Annotated in this window: 22 protein-coding genes and 1 pseudogene; 10 read left to right on the top strand and 13 right to left on the bottom strand. The window is 68.0% G+C overall.

What is annotated here, in order from left to right:
* Window positions 1-63 precede the first annotated feature (63 nt).
* Window positions 64-1,344: an amidohydrolase family protein gene (locus ABDW31_RS21820; protein ID WP_221444701.1), complete on the top strand. Its 1,281-nt coding sequence runs from the start codon at window positions 64-66 to the stop codon at window positions 1,342-1,344.
* Window positions 1,341-2,630, top strand: coding sequence for an MFS transporter (locus ABDW31_RS21815; RefSeq protein WP_184720468.1), 1,290 nt, complete (start codon window positions 1,341-1,343; stop codon window positions 2,628-2,630). The genes ABDW31_RS21820 and ABDW31_RS21815 overlap by 4 nt, the downstream gene beginning before the upstream one ends.
* A gap of 76 nt (window positions 2,631-2,706) precedes the next feature.
* On the opposite strand, the gene ABDW31_RS21810 is transcribed toward ABDW31_RS21815, so the two are convergent.
* Window positions 2,707-3,513, bottom strand: a complete 807-nt coding sequence (locus tag ABDW31_RS21810; protein WP_184720470.1) for a TauD/TfdA family dioxygenase — start codon at window positions 3,511-3,513, stop codon at window positions 2,707-2,709.
* 239 nt (window positions 3,514-3,752) lie between these two features.
* On the opposite strand from ABDW31_RS21810, the gene ABDW31_RS21805 reads away from it, so the two are divergent.
* Window positions 3,753-4,418: a GntR family transcriptional regulator gene (locus tag ABDW31_RS21805; RefSeq protein ID WP_184720472.1), complete on the top strand. Its 666-nt coding sequence runs from the start codon at window positions 3,753-3,755 to the stop codon at window positions 4,416-4,418.
* A gap of 730 nt (window positions 4,419-5,148) precedes the next feature.
* Here the strand turns inward: ABDW31_RS21805 and dmpG are convergent.
* Both dmpG and ABDW31_RS21795 read right to left on the bottom strand, forming a co-directional pair.
* Window positions 5,149-6,162 (bottom strand): 4-hydroxy-2-oxovalerate aldolase, encoded by a 1,014-nt coding sequence (gene dmpG, locus ABDW31_RS21800; protein WP_184720474.1) that lies wholly within the window; start codon window positions 6,160-6,162, stop codon window positions 5,149-5,151.
* 2 nt (window positions 6,163-6,164) lie between these two features.
* Window positions 6,165-7,124 (bottom strand): acetaldehyde dehydrogenase (acetylating), encoded by a 960-nt coding sequence (locus ABDW31_RS21795; protein WP_343699550.1) that lies wholly within the window; start codon window positions 7,122-7,124, stop codon window positions 6,165-6,167.
* Window positions 7,125-7,215: 91 nt separating this feature from the next.
* On the opposite strand from ABDW31_RS21795, the gene ABDW31_RS21790 reads away from it, so the two are divergent.
* From ABDW31_RS21790 to ABDW31_RS21775, 4 genes are all read left to right on the top strand, one after another.
* Window positions 7,216-8,037: an aspartate dehydrogenase gene (locus ABDW31_RS21790; RefSeq protein WP_184720478.1), complete on the top strand. Its 822-nt coding sequence runs from the start codon at window positions 7,216-7,218 to the stop codon at window positions 8,035-8,037.
* Between the two features lie 89 nt (window positions 8,038-8,126).
* A complete protein-coding gene (locus ABDW31_RS21785; protein ID WP_184720480.1) occupies window positions 8,127-8,825 on the top strand; it encodes a GntR family transcriptional regulator in 699 nt (232 codons plus the stop codon).
* 93 nt (window positions 8,826-8,918) lie between these two features.
* On the top strand, window positions 8,919-10,142 hold the full coding sequence (locus tag ABDW31_RS21780) for an FAD-dependent monooxygenase (protein ID WP_184720482.1): 1,224 nt from the start codon (window positions 8,919-8,921) through the stop codon (window positions 10,140-10,142).
* A 24-nt stretch (window positions 10,143-10,166) separates the two neighbouring features.
* Window positions 10,167-10,691: a cupin domain-containing protein gene (locus ABDW31_RS21775; RefSeq protein ID WP_184720484.1), complete on the top strand. Its 525-nt coding sequence runs from the start codon at window positions 10,167-10,169 to the stop codon at window positions 10,689-10,691.
* A 707-nt stretch (window positions 10,692-11,398) separates the two neighbouring features.
* Here ABDW31_RS21775 and ABDW31_RS21770 read toward each other — a convergent pair.
* The 6 genes and pseudogenes from ABDW31_RS21770 to ABDW31_RS21745 all read right to left on the bottom strand — a co-directional run.
* A pseudogene (locus ABDW31_RS21770) lies at window positions 11,399-11,485 on the bottom strand (hypothetical protein); the annotation flags it as partial.
* A gap of 286 nt (window positions 11,486-11,771) precedes the next feature.
* Complete coding sequence (locus tag ABDW31_RS21765) at window positions 11,772-12,581, bottom strand: protocatechuate 3,4-dioxygenase (protein ID WP_184720486.1); 810 nt, start codon at window positions 12,579-12,581, stop codon at window positions 11,772-11,774.
* Between the two features lie 3 nt (window positions 12,582-12,584).
* Window positions 12,585-12,848, bottom strand: a complete 264-nt coding sequence (locus tag ABDW31_RS21760) for a hypothetical protein (RefSeq protein WP_221444702.1) — start codon at window positions 12,846-12,848, stop codon at window positions 12,585-12,587.
* A 2-nt stretch (window positions 12,849-12,850) separates the two neighbouring features.
* Window positions 12,851-13,705 (bottom strand): alpha/beta hydrolase, encoded by an 855-nt coding sequence (locus ABDW31_RS21755; RefSeq protein WP_184720488.1) that lies wholly within the window; start codon window positions 13,703-13,705, stop codon window positions 12,851-12,853.
* Window positions 13,702-14,868: a Rieske 2Fe-2S domain-containing protein gene (locus ABDW31_RS21750; RefSeq protein WP_184720490.1), complete on the bottom strand. Its 1,167-nt coding sequence runs from the start codon at window positions 14,866-14,868 to the stop codon at window positions 13,702-13,704. Before ABDW31_RS21750 ends, ABDW31_RS21755 begins: the two co-directional genes overlap by 4 nt.
* A gap of 135 nt (window positions 14,869-15,003) precedes the next feature.
* A complete protein-coding gene (locus tag ABDW31_RS21745; RefSeq protein ID WP_343699549.1) occupies window positions 15,004-15,795 on the bottom strand; it encodes a fumarylacetoacetate hydrolase family protein in 792 nt (263 codons plus the stop codon).
* 135 nt (window positions 15,796-15,930) lie between these two features.
* Between ABDW31_RS21745 and ABDW31_RS21740 the strand changes: the two genes are divergently transcribed.
* Window positions 15,931-16,929, top strand: coding sequence for a 2Fe-2S iron-sulfur cluster binding domain-containing protein (locus ABDW31_RS21740; RefSeq protein ID WP_184720499.1), 999 nt, complete (start codon window positions 15,931-15,933; stop codon window positions 16,927-16,929).
* Here ABDW31_RS21740 and ABDW31_RS21735 read toward each other — a convergent pair.
* Complete coding sequence (locus ABDW31_RS21735; RefSeq protein WP_184720501.1) at window positions 16,926-17,894, bottom strand: asparaginase; 969 nt, start codon at window positions 17,892-17,894, stop codon at window positions 16,926-16,928. The two genes, ABDW31_RS21740 and ABDW31_RS21735, sit on opposite strands and share 4 nt — an antisense overlap.
* A gap of 137 nt (window positions 17,895-18,031) precedes the next feature.
* On the opposite strand from ABDW31_RS21735, the gene ABDW31_RS21730 reads away from it, so the two are divergent.
* Window positions 18,032-18,346 (top strand): non-heme iron oxygenase ferredoxin subunit, encoded by a 315-nt coding sequence (locus ABDW31_RS21730; RefSeq protein WP_184720503.1) that lies wholly within the window; start codon window positions 18,032-18,034, stop codon window positions 18,344-18,346.
* On the opposite strand, the gene ABDW31_RS21725 is transcribed toward ABDW31_RS21730, so the two are convergent.
* Entirely contained in the window at window positions 18,347-20,137 is a 1,791-nt protein-coding gene (locus tag ABDW31_RS21725; protein ID WP_184720505.1) for a gamma-glutamyltransferase family protein, read from the bottom strand. It lies immediately after the preceding gene.
* A 118-nt stretch (window positions 20,138-20,255) separates the two neighbouring features.
* Here ABDW31_RS21725 and ABDW31_RS21720 point away from each other — a divergent pair, with 118 nt between their 5' ends.
* Entirely contained in the window at window positions 20,256-21,239 is a 984-nt protein-coding gene (locus ABDW31_RS21720; RefSeq protein ID WP_221444703.1) for a bile acid:sodium symporter family protein, read from the top strand.
* Window positions 21,240-21,309: 70 nt separating this feature from the next.
* Here ABDW31_RS21720 and ABDW31_RS21715 read toward each other — a convergent pair whose 3' ends face one another.
* Both ABDW31_RS21715 and ABDW31_RS21710 read right to left on the bottom strand, forming a co-directional pair.
* Window positions 21,310-22,083, bottom strand: a complete 774-nt coding sequence (locus ABDW31_RS21715) for an alpha/beta hydrolase (RefSeq protein WP_184720507.1) — start codon at window positions 22,081-22,083, stop codon at window positions 21,310-21,312.
* A gap of 12 nt (window positions 22,084-22,095) precedes the next feature.
* Window positions 22,096-23,220 carry an LLM class flavin-dependent oxidoreductase gene (locus ABDW31_RS21710; RefSeq protein WP_184720509.1) on the bottom strand — a complete coding sequence of 375 codons (1,125 nt, stop codon included), beginning with the start codon at window positions 23,218-23,220 and terminating at the stop codon, window positions 22,096-22,098.
* Between the last annotated feature and the right edge of the window lie 12 nt (window positions 23,221-23,232).

Here is a 23,232-nt window from a genome sequence, read left to right as displayed (position 1 = left end):
CCGATTTCCTTGATTACCCAAAATGCTAGACGCGGGCGCCGCAAGGCGGCCCTTTCCGTACTGTTGGCCGCCTCCGCGCTGGCCGGTTCCGCCCAGGCCCAGGACACGGTGATCCACGCCGGCCGCCTGATTGACGGCCTGACCACCAAGCCGCGCGAGCAGGTCTCGATCCTGATCGCCAAGGACCGCATCACCGGGGTCGAGCCAGGCTTCGTCACGCCGGCCGGGGCCAAGGTCATCGACCTATCCAGGGCCACGGTGATGCCCGGCCTGATCGACTCGCACACCCATGTCACTTCGCTCAGCCGCACCGGCAACGGCATCGCCAAGGCGGTGACCAATTCGGCCCTGGATGCGGCCCTGGCCTCGACGGTCAATGTCAGCAAGATCCTGCAGTCGGGCGTCACCACGGTGCGCGACCTGGGCGGGCTGTCGGGCATCGACGTGGCCATGAAGAAGGCCATCAACCAAGGCTCGGTCGCGGGCCCCCGCATGTGGGTGGCCGGTGAGGCCATCGGCCCCACGGGCGGCCACAATGACTGGAGCCACGGCTATGCCGAGGACGTCTCGCGCCGCGACTGGGGCGCCGGCATCGCCGACGGTCCCGACGCGGTGACCAAGCTGGCCCGCAAGGAGCACAAGCTGGGCGCCGACCAGATCAAGATCATGCCCAGCGGCGGCGTCGTCAGCCAGGGCGACGATCCCAAGGCCCAGCTGATGAGCGAGGCCGAGATCAAGGCCGCCGTCGACGCGGCCCATGCCCTGGGCATGAAGATCGCGGCCCACGGCCACGGCAAGGCGGCTATCGACGTCGCCGTCCGCCTGGGCGTCGACTCGATCGAGCACGGCACCTATGCCGACGCCGAGTCCTTCAAGCTGATGAAGGCCAAGGGGACCTATTTCATCCCCACCCTGCTGACGACCCAGCGCCTGTACGACGCGGCCAAGAACCGGCCCGAGACGCTGAACCCCTCGACCGTGGCCAAGGTGCTGGCCATGGGCTCCAGCCTGACCAAGCTGACCAACGCTCATGCCGCCGGCGTCAAGATCGCCTTCGGCAGCGACACCGGCCAGGGCGAGAACGTCAAGGAAGGCGCGCTGATGGTCCAGGCCGGCATGAGCCCGGCCGAGGTCATCACCGCCGCCACCGCCGCCGGCGCCGAGCTGATCGGCTCGCAGGACATCGGGGCCGTCGCGCCGGGCCGCTACGCCGACATCATCGCCATGGCCGGCGACCCACTGGCCGACATCACCGAGCTGGAGCGCGTCAAGTTCGTCATGAAGGGCGGCAAGGTCTATCGGGCCGACGGCGCGCCGGTGTTCGTGGAGCTGGTGAACCCATGACCGCTGATGCGCTCGACACCGTCGCCGCCCCGCCCGTCCGCAAGCCGCTCGGCGCCAAGGGCTGGCTGATCATCGGCATCTGCCTGTTCGGCATCTCAACCGGACCGGCCGCCTTCGGCCTGGCCTCGCTGGGCCTGGTCATCAACGCCTTCCAGGACCAGTTCGGCTGGAGCCGCAGCGAGGTCAGCGGCGCAGCCTCGTTGATGATGCTGTGCACGGCCCTGTCGCTGCCGCTGGTCGGCGGCCTGGTCGACAAGTTCGGGGCGCGCCGCGTCCTGATCCCGTCGGTGATCGCCCTGGGCCTGTGCCTGCTGGCCATCCCGCTGGTGGTGACCAAGGCCTGGCAGTTCATGGCCGCCTATGTGCTGATGGGCACCCTGGCCGCCGGCGCCAACAGCGTGCCCTACATGCGCATCCTGGCCTCGTGGTTCGACCGCTCGCGGGGCCTGGCCATCGGCATCGCCGGCAGCGGCACGGGCCTGGGTTTTGCCTATGTGCCCCTGGTCGGCCAGGCGGCGATCCACCAGTTCGGCTGGAAGGGCTGTTATGTCGCCCTGGCCCTGATCATGCTGTGCGTCACCCTGCCCATGGTGCTGTTCCTGCTGAAGGAGAAGACCGAGGGCGAGGCGCCGATCGATTCCGACACGCCGACCGCCGAGGCCAATCCGGCCGAAAGCCAGGGCGACACGCTGAAGGGCGCGATGGCCAAGCGCGACTTCTGGGTGCTGGCCTCGATCTTCGTGGGCCTGGCCTTCGTGCTGTACGGCCTGATCCCGCACATGGTCCCGCTGCTGACCGACCGAGGTCTGACGCCCGAGGCCGCCGCCAGCATGGCCTCGCTGTTCGGTTTCGCCACCTTCGGCGGCCGGGTGCTGATCGGCTTCCTGATCGACCGCTTCGACGCCCGCAAGATCGCCGTGATCTTCTTCGGCCTGTCGGCGCTGGGCATGGGCCTGCTGGCCGTGCCGCTGCCGACCTGGGCGCTGATCGTCCCGGCCCTGCTGCTGGGCGGCAGCCTGGGGGCCGAGGTCGACATGCTGGCCTATCTGACCAGCCGCTATTTTGGCCTGAAGGCCTTCGCGCGGATCTTCGGCGTGCTGTTCTCGGCGGTGATGGTGGCGATGGGCCTGGGCCCGGTGGCCTTCGGCGGGGTCTATGACGCCACCGGCTCGTACCAGGTGATGCTGGCGATCGGCGCGCCGGTCTGCATCGTGGCGGCGCTGCTGATGCTGGTCCTGCGCCCCTATGGCGAGCGCAAGCGGGGCGCGGCGATCTCAATCACCTGACCGGGATCATCCCTTCGCCCAAAGAGAAAGGGCCGCGCCTCCTTCGAGGCGCGGCCCTTTTGCTGGGTGTGGGACCCTAGTAGTGAGCCGGATTGCCCTCGACCTGCACGCGGAAGCCCGAACGCAGCTGCGGGAAGTAGTCCCACACGGCCAGGTGCTGGGTGCAGCGGTTGTCCCAGAAGGCCACCGCGTGCGGCGTCCAGCGGAAGCGGACCTGCCAGTAGGCGTTTTCGGCGTGATTATAGAGGTACTGCAGGAGGGCGTTGCTCTCCTCGCGGCTGACCTCGTTGATGTGGCTGGTGAAGCCGCGGTTGACGAACAGCACCTTCTTGCCGGTCACCGGATGGGTGCGGATCACCGGGTGCACCGCCTTGGGGAACTTGCCCTCGGGATCGAAGCGGCCGAAGGCCAGAGCGCCGTCGTGGGTCGCCGTCAGGGTCTCCAGATAGGTCTTCATGCCCGGCGACAGCGCGTCATAGGCCGCATACATGCTGGCGAAGATCGTGTCGCCGCCCAGGGTCGGCAGGGTGTGCATGTAGAGGATGCTGCCCATCGGCGGCACGGCCAGGCACGACATGTCGGTGTGCCATTCCTCGCCGGCCACGTGCTTGGAGGTCTCGTCGGCGTGCAGCTTGCGCACCTCGGGATGGTCCGGCAGGCCCTTCAGGGCGTGGGCCTGCAGCTCGCCGAAATACTGGCCCACGCGCTTCAGCCGGGCCGGATCCAGGTCCTGGTCGCGGAAGAAGATCACCTGGTGGTCGGCGATCGCCTGGTTCAGGTCGGCCAGCTGATCGGCCGACAGCGGCTGCGACAGGTCGATGCCGCCGATCTCGGCGCCCAGGGTGGGCGTCAGCTTCGACGCGGTGATGGTCTTGTAGGCCATGAAGAAAACTCCGGTCCGTGGACGCCCGGCTTCCGCGGGTCGCCCTCCCCCTAAAAAGCGATGACGCCGGCCTCGCCGACCGGCTTTGTCATACAAAGCAGATTGCTTGATGAAGCTCAATTTCTTTGTATACAGTATGCAGAAATTCATCATCGAACGCCGTCATTGCATACAGCATGCCGATTGCGTTGGCGCCGCCCCTCCCCTAAGCCAGCAAAGGGATTCCGACGGAGACGGGGATGGTCAGGAAGACGGGCGACATCGCGCCGGGGGAACGGCTGCGCGACCAGGTCTATCGCCGCATGCGCGAGGAGCTGCAGTCAGGCGCGCTGGAGCCTGGCCGTCGCCTGGTCGAGACCCAGCTGGCCGAGACCTACGGCGTCTCGCGCACCCCCATCCGCGAGGTGCTGCTGCAGCTGTCGCGCGAGGGCGTGCTGACCCAGCAGGAGCGCGGCTTCCTGGTCCCGATCGACACCCAGAAGGACATCCTGGACCGGCTGGAGATGCGCCGCCTGCTGGACGCGCGCCTGGCGCGCCACGCCGCGATCGAGGCCACGCCGGACGAGATCCGCGCCCTGGCCAAGGCGCACGAAAAACAAGAAAAGGCCCACGCGGCCGACAAGGCCAAGGCCTTCATCGACGCCAACGCCGAGTTCCGGGTGCTGCTGCGCGAGATGTGCCGCAACGCTCTGCTGCGGCGCTGCGCCGGCATGGTCGACGACGTCTTCCAGACGATGCGCGGCCGCATCCATGAGTCCTCCGAGAACCGTGACCTGACCCTGGCTTGCGACGCCCGGATCCTGCAGGCCCTGCAGGACCGCGATCCGGATGCCGCCGAGGCGGCGGTGACCGATTTCGTCGATCGGCTTCTGGCCTATTTCACCGCGCGCGCGGCCGCCGAGTAGGCGCAAGATCGCGCCCTCGCCGGTCTTCAACGGCGAGCTTGGGGAGGCGGCGGAGCGTCCGGGCTGGGCCCGGAGATGTGTTTAGTGGAGTACCGTTTCGGCCGAGGCCGGAGCGCTCCGCGTGCTCGTTGTTCCAGAGCCTTCGACGCGCGGGGTCTTAACCCGCTTCCGAAAGAGGCCCCAGGCGGGCGGAAGGCCTGCGTTCCCTCCGGACCGCGCGGGCGATTTCAGCCCGCGCCTGCCGCGCCGATCGAACCCCTGGCGGCTGGCTTTCGTCCCGATGTTTCAGGGAACCCGTCCAGATCCGTCGCAAGGGCGGCCCTAAGACCCCCGATCAGCGCTTCCCGCTCGATCACCCCCACCGCTCGCTCGGTCGCCGGCCGGACGCCCTCCCCCGCGATGGGACGAGGAGAAGTATGGGGGCGGTTTTCGGGGTGATGCGTCGATTTTGGATGGGCTCGAGGGTGGCGGGGGTAAGGCGTTGGATTTGTTGATGCGGAGGGGCGGTTATGCTCGTGGAGATGCGGGGATAGGCGTCGCTTCAAGACGCTGAGCAAACGCTTAGACGTTCACCCCCTGCCCTACGCCCGTCATCCCGCGCTTTATGCGCGGGACCCATCTGTCCGCCGCACGTGAAGTGCGGACCTAAGCTCGCACGCACAAGCTGAACCATGGGTCCCGCGCATAAAGCGCGGGATGACGGTTGGGATTCAGAGCTTCGAACGCCGCCCTACCCCGCCTTCGCCAAATCCAGCGCAACATCCGTGATCATGTCTTCCTGGCCGCCGACCATGCGGCGCTTGCCCAGTTCCAGCAGGATGGTGCGCACGTCCAGGCCGTGGTCCTCGGCCGCCTTTTCGGCGTGGCGCAGGAACGAGGAATAGACCCCGGCATAGCCCAGGCTGAGGGTTTCGCGGTCCACGCGGACCGGCCGGTCCTGCAGCGGGCGGACCAGGTCCTCGGCGGCGTCCATCAGCCTGAAGAGGTCGCAGCCGTGGTTCCAGCCATAGACGTCGGCGGCGGCGATGAAGACTTCCAACGGCGCGTTGCCGGCACCCGCCCCCATGCCCGCCAGCGAGGCGTCCACGCGGATGGCGCCGTTCTGGACGGCGGCGATCGAGTTGGCCACGCCGAGGCTCAGATTGTGGTGCGCGTGGATGCCGCGCTCGGTCTCGGGCTTCAGCACCTGGTCATAGGCCTGCAGGCGCGCGGCGACGGCGTCCATGGTCATGGCCCCGCCGCTGTCGGTGACATAGACGCAGTGCGCGCCGTAGGTCTCCATCAGAAGCGCTTGCTGAGCGAGAGCCTCGGGCGGGCTCATATGGCTCATCATCAGGAAGCCGGCGACGTCCATGCCCAGGCCCCGGGCATATTCGATGTGCTGCCTGGAAACGTCGGCCTCGGTGCAGTGGGTGGCCACCCGCACCGAGCGCACGCCCATGTCGTAGGCGCGCTTGAGGTCATGCACCGTGCCGATGCCCGGCAGCAGCAGGGTCGTCAGCTTGGCGTGGGTCAGCACCTCGCCCACCGCCTCGATCCAGTCCCAGTCGGTGCAGGCCCCGAAGCCGTAGTTGAATGACGAGCCCGACAGGCCGTCGCCGTGGGCGATCTCGATGGCGTCGACCTTGGCCTCGTCCAGGGCCTTGGCGATCGTGCGGACGTGGTCGACCGAGTAGCGGTGACGGATGGCGTGCATGCCGTCGCGCAGGGTGACGTCCTGGATGTACAGCTTCTTGTCGGTCATGGTCAGGCCGCCTTCTCAGCGCGGTGCGCGACGATGGCCTCGGCGGTCTTCAGCGCCGCGGAGGTCATGATGTCCAGATTGCCGGCATAGGCCGGCAGGTAGTGGGCCGCGCCCTCGACCTCGAGGAAGATCGTGACTTTCAGGCCCGTGAAGCTGCGCTCCATCTCGGGGATGAACAGCGGGGCGTTGTCGCCCAGGCGCTCGAACTGCACCTTCTGCTTCAGGCGATAGCCGGGAACATAGGCCTGGACCTCGGCGACCATGGCCTCGACCGAGGCCTCGATGGCGGCGGTGTCGGCGTCGTCGCAGAGGCAATAGACGGTGTCGCGCATGATCAGCGGCGGCTCGGCCGGGTTCAGCACGATGATCGCCTTGCCGCGCGTGGCGCCGCCGACCGTCTCGATGGCGCGCGAGGTGGTCTCGGTGAACTCGTCGATATTGGCGCGGGTGCCGGGACCGGCCGACTTGCTGGCGATCGAGGCGACGATCTCGCCATAGTGGACCTTGGCCACGCGACCGACGGCGGCGACCATCGGGATCGTCGCCTGGCCGCCGCAGGTGACCATGTTGACGTTGGGCGCATCCAGGTGCGCCGCGCCATTGATCGGCGGCACGGTGTAGGGGCCGATCGCGGCGGGCGTCAGGTCAATCACCTGCTTGCCGTGGGCGCGCAGCACCGCGTCGTGATGCTTGTGGGCGCCGGCGCTGGTGGCGTCGAAGACGATGGCGATGTCAGCGAAGCCCGGCAGTCCCACCAGGCCGTCGATGCCGCCGGCGGTGATCGGCACGCCCAGACGCTCGGCGCGCTTGAGGCCGTCCGACTCAGGGTCGATGCCGACGAAGGCCCCCATCTCCAGCGTTTTGGACAACCGCATGACCTTGATCATCAGATCGGTGCCGATATTGCCCGATCCGATGATCGCCACCTTGGTCTTGTGCCCATTGGGCGCCTGACTGTTCATCACTTTCCGATCCGCGAGCCGAAACCTGTCGCCCAAGAGGCGGATCTTTGTCATACGATATTATCTTCATCACGCAAGTCGGAGAGGCAGGATGGTGGTCGGCGAACGCTTGGCATTGATCGGTTACGGGGCGATCGGGCGTGAAATCGCTCAGGAAATGACGCGGTTGGGCGAGGCCCATCAGCTGGTCGCCGTGCTGGTTCGGCCCGGTCGCGAGGCCGACGGCGCGCCGATCGTCAACGACCTGCAGGGCCTGCTGGCCGCCAAGCCCGACATCGTCCTGGAATGCGCCGGCCATCAGTCGGTGCGCGACTACGGCGCCGGCGTGTTGGCGGCGGGAGTCGACCTGCTGGTCTCGTCGGTGGGCGTGCTGGCCGATGCGGAGATGGTCGCGACGCTGGCGGCGGCCGAGGCGAAGGGCGGCGGCCGCGTGCTGCTGCCGGCCGGGGCGATCGCCGGGCTGGACGGACTGTCGGCCGCGCGCCTGGCCGGGCTGTCGACCGTGACCTACACCTCGCACAAGCCGCCGGAAGCCTGGCGCGGCACGCCGGCCGAGCAGCTGATCGACCTGGACCACGCGCAGGACGAGGTCGTGTTCTTCGAAGGCAGCGCCCGCGACGCCGCCCTGGGCTATCCCAAGAACGCCAATGTCTCGATCGCCGTGTCGCTGGCGGGCATCGGCCTGGACGACACCCGGGTGCGGTTGGTCTCGTCGCGCAAGGTCACCGATCCGTTGGGCGTGATCGAGGCCGACGGCGCGTTCGGACGCTTCCTGTTCGAGATCTTCGGCAAGGCCTCGGCCACCAATCCCAAGACCTCGGCCCTGACCGCCTATAGCCTGCTGCAGACCGCCCGCCTGGGAATCGCCCTACCCGCCTTGCGGTTGATCAAGGAGAACGCTCGCAGGACTTGATCTTTGCGCTATGCGCGGCCCGGTGAGTCTTTGTAGGATAAGCAGACAATCAGGCTTGGCCGAAGCCGCATGGAAAAGCTGAGGACGCCTTGGAATACGAAGACCTTCGCATCATCGAGACCCCGTCGCTGGTCCGTGACTATACGCTGGAAAAGCTGCGCAACGCGATCAGCACCGGTCTGTACCCGCCCGGCGCGCGGCTGGTGGAACGCGAACTCTGCGAGGCCATGGGCGTCTCCCGCACCTCGGTGCGCGAGGCCCTGCGCCAGCTGCAGTCGGAAAACCTGGTCGAGGTCAGCAAGCGCCGCAACATCAGCGTCGCGGTGATCACCGCCAAGGACGCCGAAGACATCTATCTGATCCGCGAAATGCTCGAAACCATGGCGATCCGCCGCTTTGTCGCGCTGGCCAGCGCCGACGAGGTCAAGCTGCTGGTCAAGATCCAGAAGACCATCGCCAAGACCGCCGCCAAGGGCGAGACGCGCCAGCTGGCCGCCATGGCCGGCGATTTCTACAACACCATCCTGGAAGGCGCCCGCAGCCGGGTGATCTCGGAAGTCGCCCGCCCGCTGCTGGCCCGGGTCAACTATCTGCGCGCCATGTCGATGTCCGAGCCCGGCCGGATGGAAGGCGGTCTCAGCGAGTGGGACGCCATGGTCGAGGCCGTGGCCGCCGGCGATGGCGACAAGGCCGCCCACGCCATGGCCCAGCACCTGCGCAACTCCCGCGCCGCCATCGTCGCCCGCCTGGAAGCGGACGAAAACCGGGCGGAGAAGGTCGCTTCTTAGGCAGCCGGGACTGCGTCCCGACAGCCTAAACTTTATATGATTGTCATACAAAGATTCGAGCCATAGCGTATCTCCGTTCAATGGAGTGCGCTCATGGCTTCCCCGCGTAAGGTCATCATTGTCGGAGCCGGCCCGATCGGCGCGGTGCTCGCCTGGGCGCTGCGTCGCAAGGGCGTGCCGGTCATCCTGATCGAGGCGCTCGCCGAGCCCGAGATCGACTGCCGGGCGGCCTCCTGCCATCCCCCAACCGTCGCCATGCTCAGCCAGCTGGGTCTGCTGGAAGACGGGTTGATGCAGGGGCTGGTGTCCCCGGTCTTCAACTATCTGGACCGGCCGACCGGCGCCCTGGTGGCCCGCTTCGACATCCGCGAGATGCAGGATGTCCCCAGCCACCCGTATGTCCTGCAGTGGGAGCAGTACAAGATCGTCAAGACGATCGTGCCGCGCCTGCAGGCCGACGACGGCGCCGAAGTGCGGATGAGCACCCGCCTGATCGACATCGAACAGACCGCCGACGGCGTGAAGGCTCGCGTCCAGACCGACGGCCAGGCCGAGGAGATCATCAAGGGCGCCTACATCGTCGGCTGCGACGGCGCCCGCAGCACGGTGCGCAAGCTGACCGGCTTCGAGTTCGAAGGCTTCACCTGGCCCGAGCGCTTCCTGAAGATCGACACCTATTTCGACTTCACGACGCTGCGGCCCGAGATCGACAATCGCAACTACTTCGCCGATCCGGACGAGTGGCTAAATCTCTTCAAGGCCCGCGGCCCCGAGGGCGACGGCCAGTGGCGCGCCGTGGGCCCCACCCTGCCCGAGCAGACCGAGGAAGAGCTGCTGGACCCCGACTTCATCGAGGCCCGCCTGCAGAAGTTCTGCCCCAAGCCCGGCCGCTACGAGATCGCTACGGCGGCGACCTATCGCGTCCACCAGCGCGTGGCCTCCAGCTTCAACAAGGGCCGGGTGCTGCTGGCCGGCGACGCCGCCCACGTCAACAACCCGGTGGGCGGCATGGGCATGAACGGCGGCATCCACGACGCCGTGAACCTGACCGAGAAGCTGGCCCAGATCCTCCTGGAGGGCGCTGAAGCCGAGCCGCTTCTGGACCGCTACACCCGCCAGCGGCGCAAGGCCCAGACCGACTTCGTCCAGGCCCAGAGCATCCAGAACAAGAAGACCCTGGGCGAGGCCGATCCGACCGTCCGGGCCGCCAATCTGGAAGCCATCCGCGTGGCCGGGATCACCCCGGACCTGCACGACGCCTTCATCCGCCGCGCCTGCATGATCGACGCCGTCAAGGTCGCCGACGCGGTTCTCTGATCCAGACTAAGGAAACCAAGACCAATGGCCGCCCGTCACGCCCGCCCCGCCCATCTCGAGAACGCCACGCTCGAAGAGATCGCCGACAAGTACATCGCCAAGTTCGAGACCCGCGTGCCCGACTGGGACGCCTTCTCCGACGCCAATATCGAGGGCTATCGCCGCGCCCAGCACCGCTTCATCGGGGCCGGCGCCTCGGGCAAGCACGACGCAGCCGGCATCATTCCGGCCGAGAACTTCACCCTGTCGATCATGCTGGTGCCGCCCGGCCAGGGCAACGCGCCGCACACTCACGAGGTCGAGGAGGTGTTCTTCATCCTCAAGGGTCGCTGCGTGGTGTTCATCGACGACGAGGACGGCCGCCGCGTCTCCAGGGAGCTGGGCCCGTGGGAGTGCATCTCCTGCCCGGCCGGCGTCATCCACGGCTATGTCAACGAGACCGACGAGGACTGCTACCTCCAGGTCGTCCTGGGCCGCGGCCGCCCCGACGTCGCCGGCTTCGCCGACCAGAAGCTGTTCGAGAACCGCGAACGGCACCTGAAGGACTGAGGGCTCTTCCCGGAACGATAAAGGGCGCTGGCTTCACCGCCAGCGCCCTTTTTATCCCTCTCCCTGCGGAGCCCGCGCCGGTAGGCTTGGGTGGTGAGAGGTTACAGCGCAGGACACCATCCGACTGGAGCTGAAGGCCCCGAAGCGGACGAAGCGAACTTCACAGAAGGGTGGTTAGCCGCCATTTGCTCAGATACGGTCCACAGATGTCCGAGCTTCCGAAAGTAAAACTCTCACGTCTCCGGGAGATCGGTTGGTCTCAGTGGGATCCCATTGGCCTAAGCCAGATGGGTGACGACGACTGGAAGGACGGCGGACCCTGCGCCGACGAGTACGACAGCTACCTTCTTGGCGTGGTTGGGCGGCTGAGGCGAGGAGAACCGACGTCCGACACTGTGTCGTACTTGGAGGACATCGAAATCGACCACATGGGTGGCGGGCGAAATGCTACGACCCGTAGTCGAGCGGAGGCCACCGTGGCCGCTATTGCCGACTATCTAGCAACGCTTCCTGCTGGACCGCTCAAAGTCCGTTGAGGGTGGTGAGCGGACTTGCCCTGCGTCCTTCGAGGCCCGCTGCGCGGGCGCCTCAGGATGAGGAGCGTTTTGCAATCTTCCTCATCCTGAGGTGCGAGCCGGAGGTGAGCCTCGAAGGACGCAGGGAGTGTCCGCCTAGGGTCGTAAGCGGAAGCCGGCTCATTTATCACGACCGTCATCCCGCGCTTTATGCGCGGGACCCATCTGTCCGCCGCAGGTCCGGAGCGAAATAGGTCCCTCACTCGAAAGCTGAACCATGGGTCCCGCGCATAAGGCGCGGGATGACGGACGGGCGCGATCAATGCCGACATGGGGTCGCCAACAGGAAATGACGCCTGTTCTGGAAGCGGACCGCCCACCTGTTCAAGGGCATGGCGCGGACGGACCAGCTGCATGGCGCTGGCAATTCCGTGGGCTGGCGTTCCGTCGTCACAGCGCGCCCGGGGAGGCAGGGAGCCAGGGCGACGGAAGGTGAAACATCTCTCCCTCCCACCGCTGCGCGGCGGGCCCCTCCCCCTCTCTATGAGAGAGGGCCTCCTTCACCTCAAACGTTCAGCGCCACGCCGCCCATCCCGCTGGCCCAGGACGGCAGGGATTCGTAATAGAGGATCTCGCCGCGCGCGTGCGGCACGGCGCCGGCCATGGCGATCCAGGCGGCGACTTCCAGGCCGCCGTTGCCGGCCGCTTCCAGGATCTCGGCGTTGGTCAGGCGGGTCAGTTCCTCGGCGTGGCCGCTGACCAGGTTCTCCATGAACCAGCGGTCCCAGTCTTCGTTGACCCGCCCCTCCTCGGGCACCGCCAGCCAGTGCGACAGACCACCACCGGCCAGCAAGGCCACGCGCTCGTCGGCGGGCCGGCGCTGCTCGACGAAGCGCTTCAGCAGCGCCCCGGCGGTCCAGCACTGCGCGGGAGCCGGCGACGGATCCAACACCGAATTGACGTAGAAGATCGCCGTCGGCAGGGCGCGGGCGGGATCGGCGACGCCGTGCGGGATCATCACCCCATGGTCGGGCCGCACGCCCTCCATGGCGTCGACCGGCAGGCCCTGCTCGGCGCAGAACGCCGCCAGGCCCAAGGCGAAGTCGGGCGCGCCGGGGATCGGATCTGTCGGCAGCCCCATGTCGCCATAGGGCGTAAGCACCGCGTCCGTCGCCACCGCGAACGGCGCGGGCACGTCGACGCGAAAGTTGTTCAGGTGGTCGCTGGTCAGCACGACCAGCACATCGGGCTTCAGCGCCTGGAGGCGGGCGCCGATCTCGCGCATGCCCTGGAACACGCGCTCGGCCTGGTCCTCGACGCCATCGGGCGCCCCCAGGACGTGGGAGGTGGCGAAAGCGCCGACGATCTGGCCCACGGGCTATCTCCGGTCGAAATAGTAGCTGATCGGGAAGCCCTTGATGGTCAGGCGGCCCGACCAGATCAGCCACTTCATGATCAGGTTCGGGTGAATGCCCAGGGCGTAGAGGTCGTCGCGGTATCCGGTGCGCAGCACCGGCCGCACGTCGGCCGGCACGCCGAAGCGCTCGAACAGCGCCTCGTCGTCCTCCTTGACCAGACGCCGGTCGCCCGGCGCCTGGATCAGGTGGTGGATCATGTCGTGGACACCAGCGGGAGCGGCCATGCTCAGGCCGCCTTGGTCCGCTGGAGGAAGGCGTCGACGGCGGCGCAGAAGTCGTCGCGGCGCTCGATCATCGCCCAGTGGCCGCAGTGGGGCACGATATAGCCCCAGCTGTTGTCCAGCAGTTCCAGGAACTTGTAGGCGCGCGGCAGGATCGACACCCCGTCCTGCTTGCCGTTCACCACCAGGGTCGGATGCTTGATCTTGCGGATCTCGTCTTCCGGATAGTTCAGGGTGCCGGTGCGGGTCAGGGCGTTGATGGCCTGCAGGGCCGCCTTGATCTCGGGGTCTTCGCACAGGTCGTAGCGGTACTGGACCATGGCCTCGGAGGGCTTGAAATTCGGCCCCGTCAGACCGCCGATCACCCGGCGCATGCCCTCGACCGTGAAGTCGTACTGCAGGTTATGCAGCAGGTGCGCCGAGGGCTTTTCCGGGATCGGCAGGCCGGCGCTGCCCATCAGGACCAGCTGGCCCACTAGGTGCGGACGGTCGATGGCCACGCCGATCGAGGCCGCGCCGCCCATCGAGTTGCCGACCAGAGCCACCCCCGACAGGCCCATGGCCTCCAGGAAGTCGCCCAGATGCTTGTTGCGGCCCGGCTGGTCGTAGCGATAGCCCTCAGGCGACGGCTTGTCGCTGTAGCCGAAGCCGATCATGTCGGGCGCGATCACGCGGTACGACTTGGCGAAGACCTGGATGCACTCCAGCCAGTTACCATAGGCGTCGGCGCCCGCGCCGCCGCCGTGGACCAGGACCATGACCGGCCCCTCCCCGGCTTCCAGATAGTGGGTGCGCACGCCGGCGGCGTCGATGAAGTGCGAGCTGACGCCCGTCCCTTCCAGGCTGGGAACGCTGATCATCGCAGGTGCTCCGGCGTCTGGATGCCACGGTTGCAGCGGCTGGCCAGGCGCCGCCATTCCAGCAGGGTTACGTCCGGCTCGCAGAGCATCTCGTCCAACCAGCCGTAGTCGTCCTTGTAGAAGGGCTCGGTCACTTCACGCGCCCAGATGTCGTCGGCGTTGAACCCGTCCAGGCCGTGCGGCTTCCAGATGGTCTCGAAGTCGTTGGCGAACTTCATCCGCTCTTCGTCATTGCTGACGTGGCCGCCGATGGTCTGGAAGTAGATGTGGCTCTCGCCGTCGATCGGCACGTACCACTCGTACTGGTCCATGCCCTTGTTCGGGAACGAGTCGACCTTCAGCACGCCGGGCAGCCAGCACGAGGTCTTCATCGCCGCCGAGGTGCCCTGGACCGTGGCCGTGCGCGGGCCGGTGACGACCACCTCGCCGTCGATCATGCCCTCCCACATCGGCTTGTGCAGCGCGAAGTCGTCGATCACGCCCTTGGGGCCATCGGGCTCCTCGACCGTCACCACCGCGCCCGGCAGCGGCGTGTGGCCGATCGGGAAGTTGAAGGTGCGGTAGTGGCGAAGCGTGGTGTCCTTGTGGATGAAGATGTGCAGGGCGTCGAAGCCGTTCTCGGCCCCCAGGCGCCAGTTCGAATTCACCACCCGGTGCTTGCCCAGCACCATGACGTTGTCATCCAGGAAGCCGGGCGGCACGTCGTGCGCCAGCGGCGGCGGCGGACCGTCCTCGGTGTCGCCGATGAACACGAAGATCACGCCCTTGGCCTCTTCACAGGGGAAGGTGACGATCTTGCGCCGGCCGATCAGGCGGCTTTCCGGCACGGCCAGGATGTTGACCAGCTCGCCCGTCTGCACCCGGTAGGTATAGCCGTGGTACCAGCAGGTGATGGTGTCCTTGGTGTAGCAGTCCAGCTTCTTGGACAGGGGCACGCCCCGGTGCAGGCAGCGGTCGCGGATGGCGAACACCTTGCCGTCGATGCGCTTGAGGATCAGCGCCTCGCCCAGCATCTTGACCGTGATGGCCTGGCCTTCCTCGATCTCCTTGGAGAAGCGGACCGGGTACCAGTGATTACGAAAGCCGAGCTTGGCCTCCACATAGCCTTTCCAGTCGCCGACTGCGTTGGCGACGTCCGGATTGACGAATTGCTGCTCGCTCATGCCTTCCCTTACTCGTGCTCGTGGTCCGGAACGCGACAGACGCGGCCAAACTTTGTATGACAATATGACGTTGAACGCAGATATCGAAACACACTTCGAACCGACGGCGACGCCGATCGGTCAGGCGCCCAGCTTTCAGGCGCCCTGATCAAACCTGAGGCTGACCGAGCCGATGCCGGTGATGATCGCCTCGACCTGATCGCCGGGCGCGACGGCGGCCATGGGTCCCAAGGCGCCGGTCAGGATCAGCTCGCCGGCCCGCAGGGGCTGGCCCAGGGCGGCGCTCTTGCGCGCCAGCCAGGCGGCGGCGTTCAGCGGATGGCCCAGGCAGGCCGCCCCGGTCCCGCGCGAGACCGCCTCGCCGTTGACGCTCAGGGTCATCTCGCAGCCCAGCAGGTCCAGGCCCTCGGGCCGGCGCGCGGGCGTGCCCAGCATGACCAGGCCCGACGAGGCGTTGTCGGCGACGGTGTCGACGATGTTGATCTTCCAGTCGGCGATGCGGCTGCTGACGATCTCGATGGCGGCGATCACGCTGGCGGTGGCGGCCAGCACGCCCTGCGCGTCGATCTCGGGATCGTCGATGTCGGCGCCCAGGAAGATGGCGATTTCGGCCTCGACCTTGGGCTGCTGCAGACGGGCATAGGGCACGACCTGGCCGGGCTCGTAGATCATGTCCGAGAACAGGTGGCCAAAGTCGGGCTCGCCCACGCCCAGCTGCTTCTGCACCGCCTCGGAGGTCAGGCCGATCTTGCGGCCGGCCGGGCGACGGCCCGCCGCGCCCCAGCGGCGCACCTGAGCCATCTGCACGGCATAGGCCGCTTCGACGTCCCCGGCGGCGAAATCCGGACTGACCGGCGCCAGCAGCGGACCGTCATAGGCGGCCAGCAAACGCGCAGCGGTGTCCTCAATCAGATCAGCTTGAGTCATTCGGCCCCCAAAGCATGAAATTATGTATGACAAACTGGCAATCAGACCTATCAGCGACACGCGGCGGCGCCAATCCTTGCGTGACTGATTTTTTGTATTATTGTCATACAAAGATTGAAGCAGACGAGTCCGCCCATGCACGCCGCCCATTTCAGGTTCGCCGACGGCAAGACGCTGGAGCTGATCGTGGCGCCCGGCCAGACGGTGCTGGAAGCGGCCATGACCATCGACGCGCCGCTGCGCTATGACTGCGCGTCGGGCTCGTGCGGGGCGTGCGTGGCCCAGCTGTGCGAGGGCGAGACCGAGTTCGACGCCGGAGCGCCCTCCCCGCTGTCGCCAGCCGAATGCGCGGCGGGCCTGCGCGCCACCTGCATAACCCGTCTGCGGGGGAACGCCGCCTTCGAGCTGCCCTACGCCCTGGAGCCCGCCCCTTCGGCGCCGGCCCGCTACCAGACCCAGGTGATCAGCGTCGAGCGCGTGGCCGCCAGCGTCCACCGCCTGGTGCTGGCCCTGGACGACGAGGACTTCGTATTCCAGAGCGGCCAATATGTCCGCCTGCGCCCGCCGGGCTCGCGCGAGGCCCGGGCCTATTCGATCGCCAGCGCCCCGGACGGCCAGGGCCAGCTGGAATTCCTGATCCGTCACGTCGAGGGCGGCATGATGTCGACCTGGCTGGCGGACAGCGCCAAGGCCGGCGACCGCGTCACCCTGCACGGGCCGCTGGGCAGCTTTGCCCACGACGCTCGCGCCGCGCGCCACGTGTTCCTGGCCGGCGGCACGGGCCTGGCCCCGGCCGTCTCGATCCTGCGCCAGCTGGGCGAGGCCTCGGGGCCGGCCCTGCTGTGCTTCGGCTGCGCCACGCCGGACGATCTGTTCTACGAGGCCGAGTTGGCCGAACTGGCGCGGAGCAATCCGGACCTGGAGATCCGCACCGCCGTCATGGGCGGTGACTGCGGCGACCGCGCCCGCCTGGGCACGGCCCTCTCGCTGCTGACGCCGGACGACGTCACCGCCGACGCCGCCTACTATCTGTGCGGCCCGCCGCCGATGATCGAGGCCAGCCGCGCCTGGCTGGACGCCCAGGGCGCCAAGCCCACCGCCATCCGCTGCGAGCGCTATATCCCCGGCGGCTAAGCCGCTTTCGCCATTCTTCGGAAGACCTCGACCGCCTCGCCAGGGTCGTGCGCGGCCAGCAGCGTCGCCAGGGCCATGCGCGCCTGGCTGGCGCCCAGGTCGCCGGCGAAGATCGCCCCAGCCTTCTGCAGAGCCAGGCCCGTGGCGTAGTCCGGCGCGCTGGCGCCCTCGGGGCAGCGCGAGGCGACCACGACGACCAGCCCCGCCGCGATCGCCGCCTTGACCGCTTCCAGCGCCGAGGGCCCGACATTGCCGCGCCCCAGGGCGCACAGCACCAGCCCCTTCAGCCCCAGATCCGGCGCGGCGGCGATCAGCGGCGCAGCCGAGCCGGCGCCCAGGGCCACCAGCTCCACCGCGTCCGACGGCGTCACCAGCGGCAGCGGTCCCAGCCGGGCGCGACGCCCCGGCGGCGGCAGGACCGAGCGGCCGACGACCTTACCCTCGACGCCGTCGCGGGCGCGGAAGGCGCGCATGTCGCTGGTGTGGATCTTCACCGCCTGGCGCGCGGGGATCAGCCGGCCGGCGAAGGCGATGACCACCCCGGCGCCCGCCATGGCCGGCGAGGCGGCGGCGGTGATCGCGTCACGCAGGTTCCGGGGGCCATCCGACCGCCCCCGCCCCGCCGCCCGCTGGGCGCCAGTGAAGACCACGGGCTTGTCGCCGGATGCGACCAGATCGACCAGGAAGGCGACCTCTTCCATGACGTCGGTGCCGTGCGCCACAACGATGCCGTCGACCTGCGGCTTGCCCTGCGCCTCGACGACGGCGGCGGCCACGGCCGCCATGTCCGAGAAACTCATCGCCTCCGACAGGCCGCTATGGACCTGCCACACGCGCACCGGCGGCGCCCCCTCGGGCAGCAGGCCGGCCAGGCGGTCGTCGGCGTCGCTGGCGGCCAGGGCCCCGTCGGCGTTCGGCCGCGAACTGATCGTGCCGCCCGCGTCGAGCAGCAGAATGTGGCCCATGCCCAAACTCCGGTCATTCGTGAGGAAAAACGCTTGCGGCGTCACGGCCGCTTGTCGCATTTTCTGTATGACAATATGACATTGTTTGCACGCCTTCAGAGGCGCTTTCTCTTCGATTTCAGGACTTAGCGACCGACATGACCGCCGACGCCATTCGCCTTTGCGCCGCCGACGACCTTGCCGACGGCGAGATGCGCCGCTTCGACCTCGACGGGCAGGATCCGATCGTGCTGTGCCGGGTGGGCGACGACTATCTGGCGGTCGACGATGAGTGCACCCACGCCATCGCCTCGCTGTCAGAGGGCCGACTGGAGGGCGAGGTGATCTTCTGCCCGCTGCACGGCGGCAGCTTCAACGTCCGCTCGGGCAAGGCGTGCAGCCTGCCCTGCAAGCAGAAGCTGCGCACCTATCCGATCGAGATCGCCGACGGCGCGATCTGGGTCTCGCTCTAGCTATCTTCCGACCGCATAGGCCTGCATCAGGCGCGGCGTCGCCGCGGCGCTGAGCAGGCCGTCGGCGCGGCGCTCGGCCGCCGTCAGCCGTCCCGCCGACCAGGCCGGGGCGACCTGCAGGTCGTGACCGCGCGCCTTCAGATCGGCGATCACCGCCTCGCCGGCGCTCTCCTCGATCACCGACACCCCCGGCAGGGCCTGGCGCGGATAGAACGAAGACGGGAAGTGCACGGTGTGGAACAGCGGCAGGTCGATGGCCTCCTGCAAGCCCAGACCATGGTGGATCCTGCGCAGCAGCAGCGCCAGCTGCCACTGGTCCTGCTGGTCGCCGCCCGGCGTGCCGCAGATCAGGGCCGGCCGTCCCTCGTGCAGGGCCAGGGTCGGGGTCAGGGTGGTGCGCGGCCGTTTCCCAGGCGCAAGGGAGGACGGTAGCCCCGGCTCCAGCCAGAACATCTGGGCGCGGGTGTTCAGCGCGAAGCCCAGCTCCGGAATGGTCGGCGACGACTGCGGCCAGCCGCCCGAGGGCGTCGCCGAGACCATGTTGCCCCAGCGGTCGATGACGTCGAGATGGACGGTGTCGCCGGGTTTGAGGGTCGGCTTCAGGTGGGCCATGGTCGGCTCGCCGATGCCTAAGCCCCCCGCGGTGCCGTCCGCCGGCTTGACCATGCCCAGGGCGCGGGCGACCTGGTCCTCGAAGCCTGGCAGGATCCCCGGCCGGATCTCGTCGGAAGCCCGCGCGCCGATCAGCTTGCGGCGCTCGACGGCATAGGCCTCGCTCAGCAGGGTCTCGATCGGCACGTCGACGAAATCGGGGTCGCCGTAATAGGCCTCGCGGTCGGCGAAGGCCAGCTTGGCGGCTTCCAGCACCACGTGGGCGAAGTCGGCGCCGTTGGGATCCATGGCCGTCAGGTCGAAGCCCTTCAGCAGCGACAGCGCCTGTAGAAGGACCGGCCCCTGCCCCCAGGGCTGCGTCTTGCAGACCGTCCAGCCGTGATAGTCGAAGGTGGTCGGTGCCTCGTAGGTCGGCCGCCAGCCGGCCATGTCCTGGCCGGTCAGCAGGCCCCGGTGGCGGCGGCCGCTGGAGTCCATCAGCGGCTCGGCCCGGCAGAAGCGGTCGATGGCCTCGGCGACGAAGCCCTCGTACCAGGCGGCCAGGGCGCGATCGAGCTGCTGCTCGCGGCTCCCCTCGCCCGCCTCGTCGAGGATGCGCTTCCAGGTCGCCGCCAGGGTGGGGTTGCGGAACAGAGACTGCGGCGCGGGCGCCTCGCCGCCGGGCAGCCAGATCGGGGCCGAGGTCTTCCACTCGGTCTCGAACGTCTCCTTCAGCTCGGCCAGGGCGCGCGAGACGCCGGGCAGCACCGGATGGCCGTGCTCGGCATAACCGATGGCCGGCTCCAGCACGTCGGCCAGGCGCAGGCGGCCGTGATCGCGGACCAGGGTCAGCCACGCCCCGAACGAGCCTGGCGTCACCGCCGCCAGCAGGCCCGAGCCCGGCACGGCGTCCAAGCCCAGGGCCTTGAACGCCTCGATCGTCGCGGCGGCCGGCGCGGGCCCCTGCCCGGCCAGCACCTCGACCCGGCCGGTCTCGACCGAATGGAAGATGATCGGGACCTCGCCGGCCGGACCGCACAGATGCGGCTCGACGACCTGCAGCGCGAAGCCCACGGCGGCGGCGGCGTCGAAGGCGTTGCCGCCCTTCTCCAGCACCGACATGCCCACCGACGAGGCGATCCAGTGGGTGGAGGCGACGACGCCGAACGTGCCGCGGATTTCAGGTCGGGTGGTGAACATGCGTGCCTCCTGGAGGTCCGACCTAGGCCTCTCTCACGGCGCGTCGTCAATATGATTGTATGACAAAAAATCTCAGCCTAAGACCAAGCTGAACAATCGATCACGCCCGGAGCAAGCCTTGTCCAAGTTCTCGTCCGTCCTGGCCCGCCTGCGGCCGGACAACTTCACCCTGAGCCTGCTCGGCACCGTGATCCTGGCGTCCCTGCTGCCCTGTCGGGGCCAGGCGGCGACCATCGCGGGCGCGGTCACCGACCTCGCCATCGCTCTGCTGTTCTTCCTGCACGGGGCCAAGCTGTCGCGCGAGGCGATCCTGGCCGGCATCGGCCACTGGCGGCTGCACCTGCTGGTGCTGGCCTGCACCTTCGTGCTGTTCCCGGTGATCGGCCTGGGTTTCAAGGCCGTTCCGGCTGGCCTGCTGGACCCCACCATCGCGGCGGGGCTGCTCTATCTGTGCATCCTGCCCTCGACCGTGCAGTCGTCGATCGCCTTCACCGCCATCGCGCGGGGCAATGTGCCGGCGGCGATCTGCGGGGCGTCGCTGTCGAACATCTTGGGCGTAGTGCTGACCCCGATCCTGGCGGCTGTGCTGCTGGGCGCTAAGGGCCAGGGCGGCGACATGCTGGGCGCGGCCGGGTCGATCGTGGTCCAGCTGCTGGTCCCGTTCGTGGCCGGCCACCTGCTGCGCCCCTGGATCGGCGGCTTCGTCGACCGCCACAAGAAGGTGCTGACCCTGGTCGACCGCGGCTCGATCCTGCTGGTGGTCTACACCGCCTTCAGCGCCGCCGTGGTCGAGGGCCTGTGGCGCAAGATGGGGGCCGGCGACCTGGCCACGATCCTGGTGCTGGACGGCGCGCTGCTGGCCCTGGCGCTTGGGGCGACCAACCTGATCGCTCGCCGCGCGGGTCTCTCCAAGGCCGACGAGATCACCCTGGTGTTCTGCGGTTCGAAGAAGAGCCTGGCCTCGGGCGTGCCGATGGCCGGCCTGCTGTTTCCCGCCGCCGTGGTCGGGCCGATGATCGTGCCGCTGATGCTGTTCCACCAGATCCAGCTGATGGTCTGCGCGGTGCTGGCCCGCCGCTACGCCGATCGCCCCGAGGACTAGCCCAAAAGAAAGGCGGCGCGGCCCTGGGACTGGACCGCGCCGCCGACACCTGACGAAAGGGGAGATAACGTCAGGCGTATTCGCGTGAGGCGACGATGAACGCCGCGCCCTTTTCCAGGAACGGCCGGATCATCCGCAGGCAGGCCGCCGGCTGGTCGACCTGGGCCGCATGGGCCGCGTCATAGACGTAGCTGAGGTTCACGTGCGGCAGGCTGCCCGCCAGGGTCCAGCCGGTCTCCGGCGGAACCGTCACGTCCAGCGTGCCCATCAGCACCAGGGTATGGGCCTGGATGGTCGGCAGGGCCTCGACCAGCGCCTGGTCGACATAGACCCCAGCCATGTAGTCACGGAAGACGCCGCCATTGGCCATCGCCTGCTCGCGGGTCGGGGCGAACGCGGCCGCCTTGTCCGGATAGGCGAACAGGTTGGCGCGCGCCTGTTCTGGCGTCAGGCTGGTCTCGTCCATGCCAAAGCGCAGGCCGGCCGGGGCCTCCAGCACCAGGCGACCGACGCCCTTGGGATGGCGTGCGGCCATCCACAGGGCGATCCAGCCGCCGAACGAGGCGCCCATCACGTCGGGCGCCTCGCCGATCACCAGGGCCGCGAACTCGGCGGCCAGATTGGCCAGGTCGACGACGGTGTCGACGCCGGCATGGCGCGGCGTGCCGTCGAAGCCCGGCAGGATCGGCACATAGACCTTGCGGAACTTGGCCAGCCCCTGGACCACCTCGGTCAGCAGCGCGCCCCCGGCCGGGTGCAGGTACAGCAGCGGCTCGCCCTCGCCGGCCACGAAGTAGGACAGCTCGCCCGTGTAGAGCGTGACCTGTTTGCGTTCGAAAGTCATGGCGGTCATTCCCTACAGGTCGCGGACTTGCGGCAGGACGCGGTCGCGGAACAGGTCCATGCCCTTCTTGACGACCGGGATCGGCAGGTCGCCGATCTGCATGCTCATGTTCAGGCGGCCCGCGCCCAGTTCGCTGCGGAAGCGCTTGATCTGCTTCACGACGCTGTCGGGGCTGCCGCAGATGATCGAGCCGGCGTCGATCATCTCCTGGATGGTCTTCTTGGCCGCCACCTTGTCGAGACGGCTGTCATAGCTGGCGCCGGCCTTCTGCTTGGCGAAGTAGCCGGCCTGCAAAACCAGCTTCAGCGCGTCGTAGGTCGGCTTCATCAGCGTGCCGTGGAAATAGTCCAGGGCCTGGGCGAAGACCTCGTGGGCCTCCTCGTCCGTCTCGCAGATGCAGGTGCTGGCGCCCATCATCACGTGGTCGTCGGTCGGGACCCAGCCGCTGGACTTGGCCGTCTCGCGGAAGATGTCGACATTGTTGCGGGCCAGGGTCATGTCGGAGATCAGGCCCATGGCCATGATCGCCTTGCTCTCGGCGGCGAACACCGCGGACTCCTCGTTCGAGGCCGACATCAGGATGGTCGGATAGGGCTTCTGGATCGGCTTGGGCCAGATCGACACCGACTTGAACTGGAAGAATTCGCCTTCCCAGCCGAAGGGCTCCGGCTCGGTCCAGCACTTGATGATCAGCTGGGCGGCTTCCTTCTGGCGGGCGCGGCTCTCGCCGGGGGGCGAGTTGTAGGCGATGTACTCGTGCGGCACGCCGCGCATGAAGCCGGCGATCAGGCGACCGCCGCTCATCACGTCCAGCATGGCGTATTCCTCGGCCACGCGGATCGGGTTCGACAGCGGCAGCAGGTTGCCGATCATCGCCAGCTTCGAGACCTTGGTCTCGCGGGTCAGGATCGAGCCGATCAGGTTGCAGTTGGGCATCAGGCCGTAGGGGCTGAAGTGATGCTCGTTGCAGCCGATCCAGTCGAAGCCGCACGCCTCGGCGTGGACAAGCAGGTCGATATAGTCGTGGTAGAGCTTTTGCCCCTTGATGGGGTCATAGTCCTTGTTGGGCGTCGGGTAGACGCGCGGCGGCTCGGGATAGCCGGGCCATGGCATCAGATTGAAAAAGCCGAACTTCACGCTGGATCCTTT

It is taken from the genome of Caulobacter sp. (assembly GCF_039596335.1).
GTDB lineage: Bacteria > Pseudomonadota > Alphaproteobacteria > Caulobacterales > Caulobacteraceae > Caulobacter.
The sequence above is the reverse complement of the archived record's forward strand: the minus strand, read 5'-3'. Positions and strand labels throughout refer to the sequence as shown.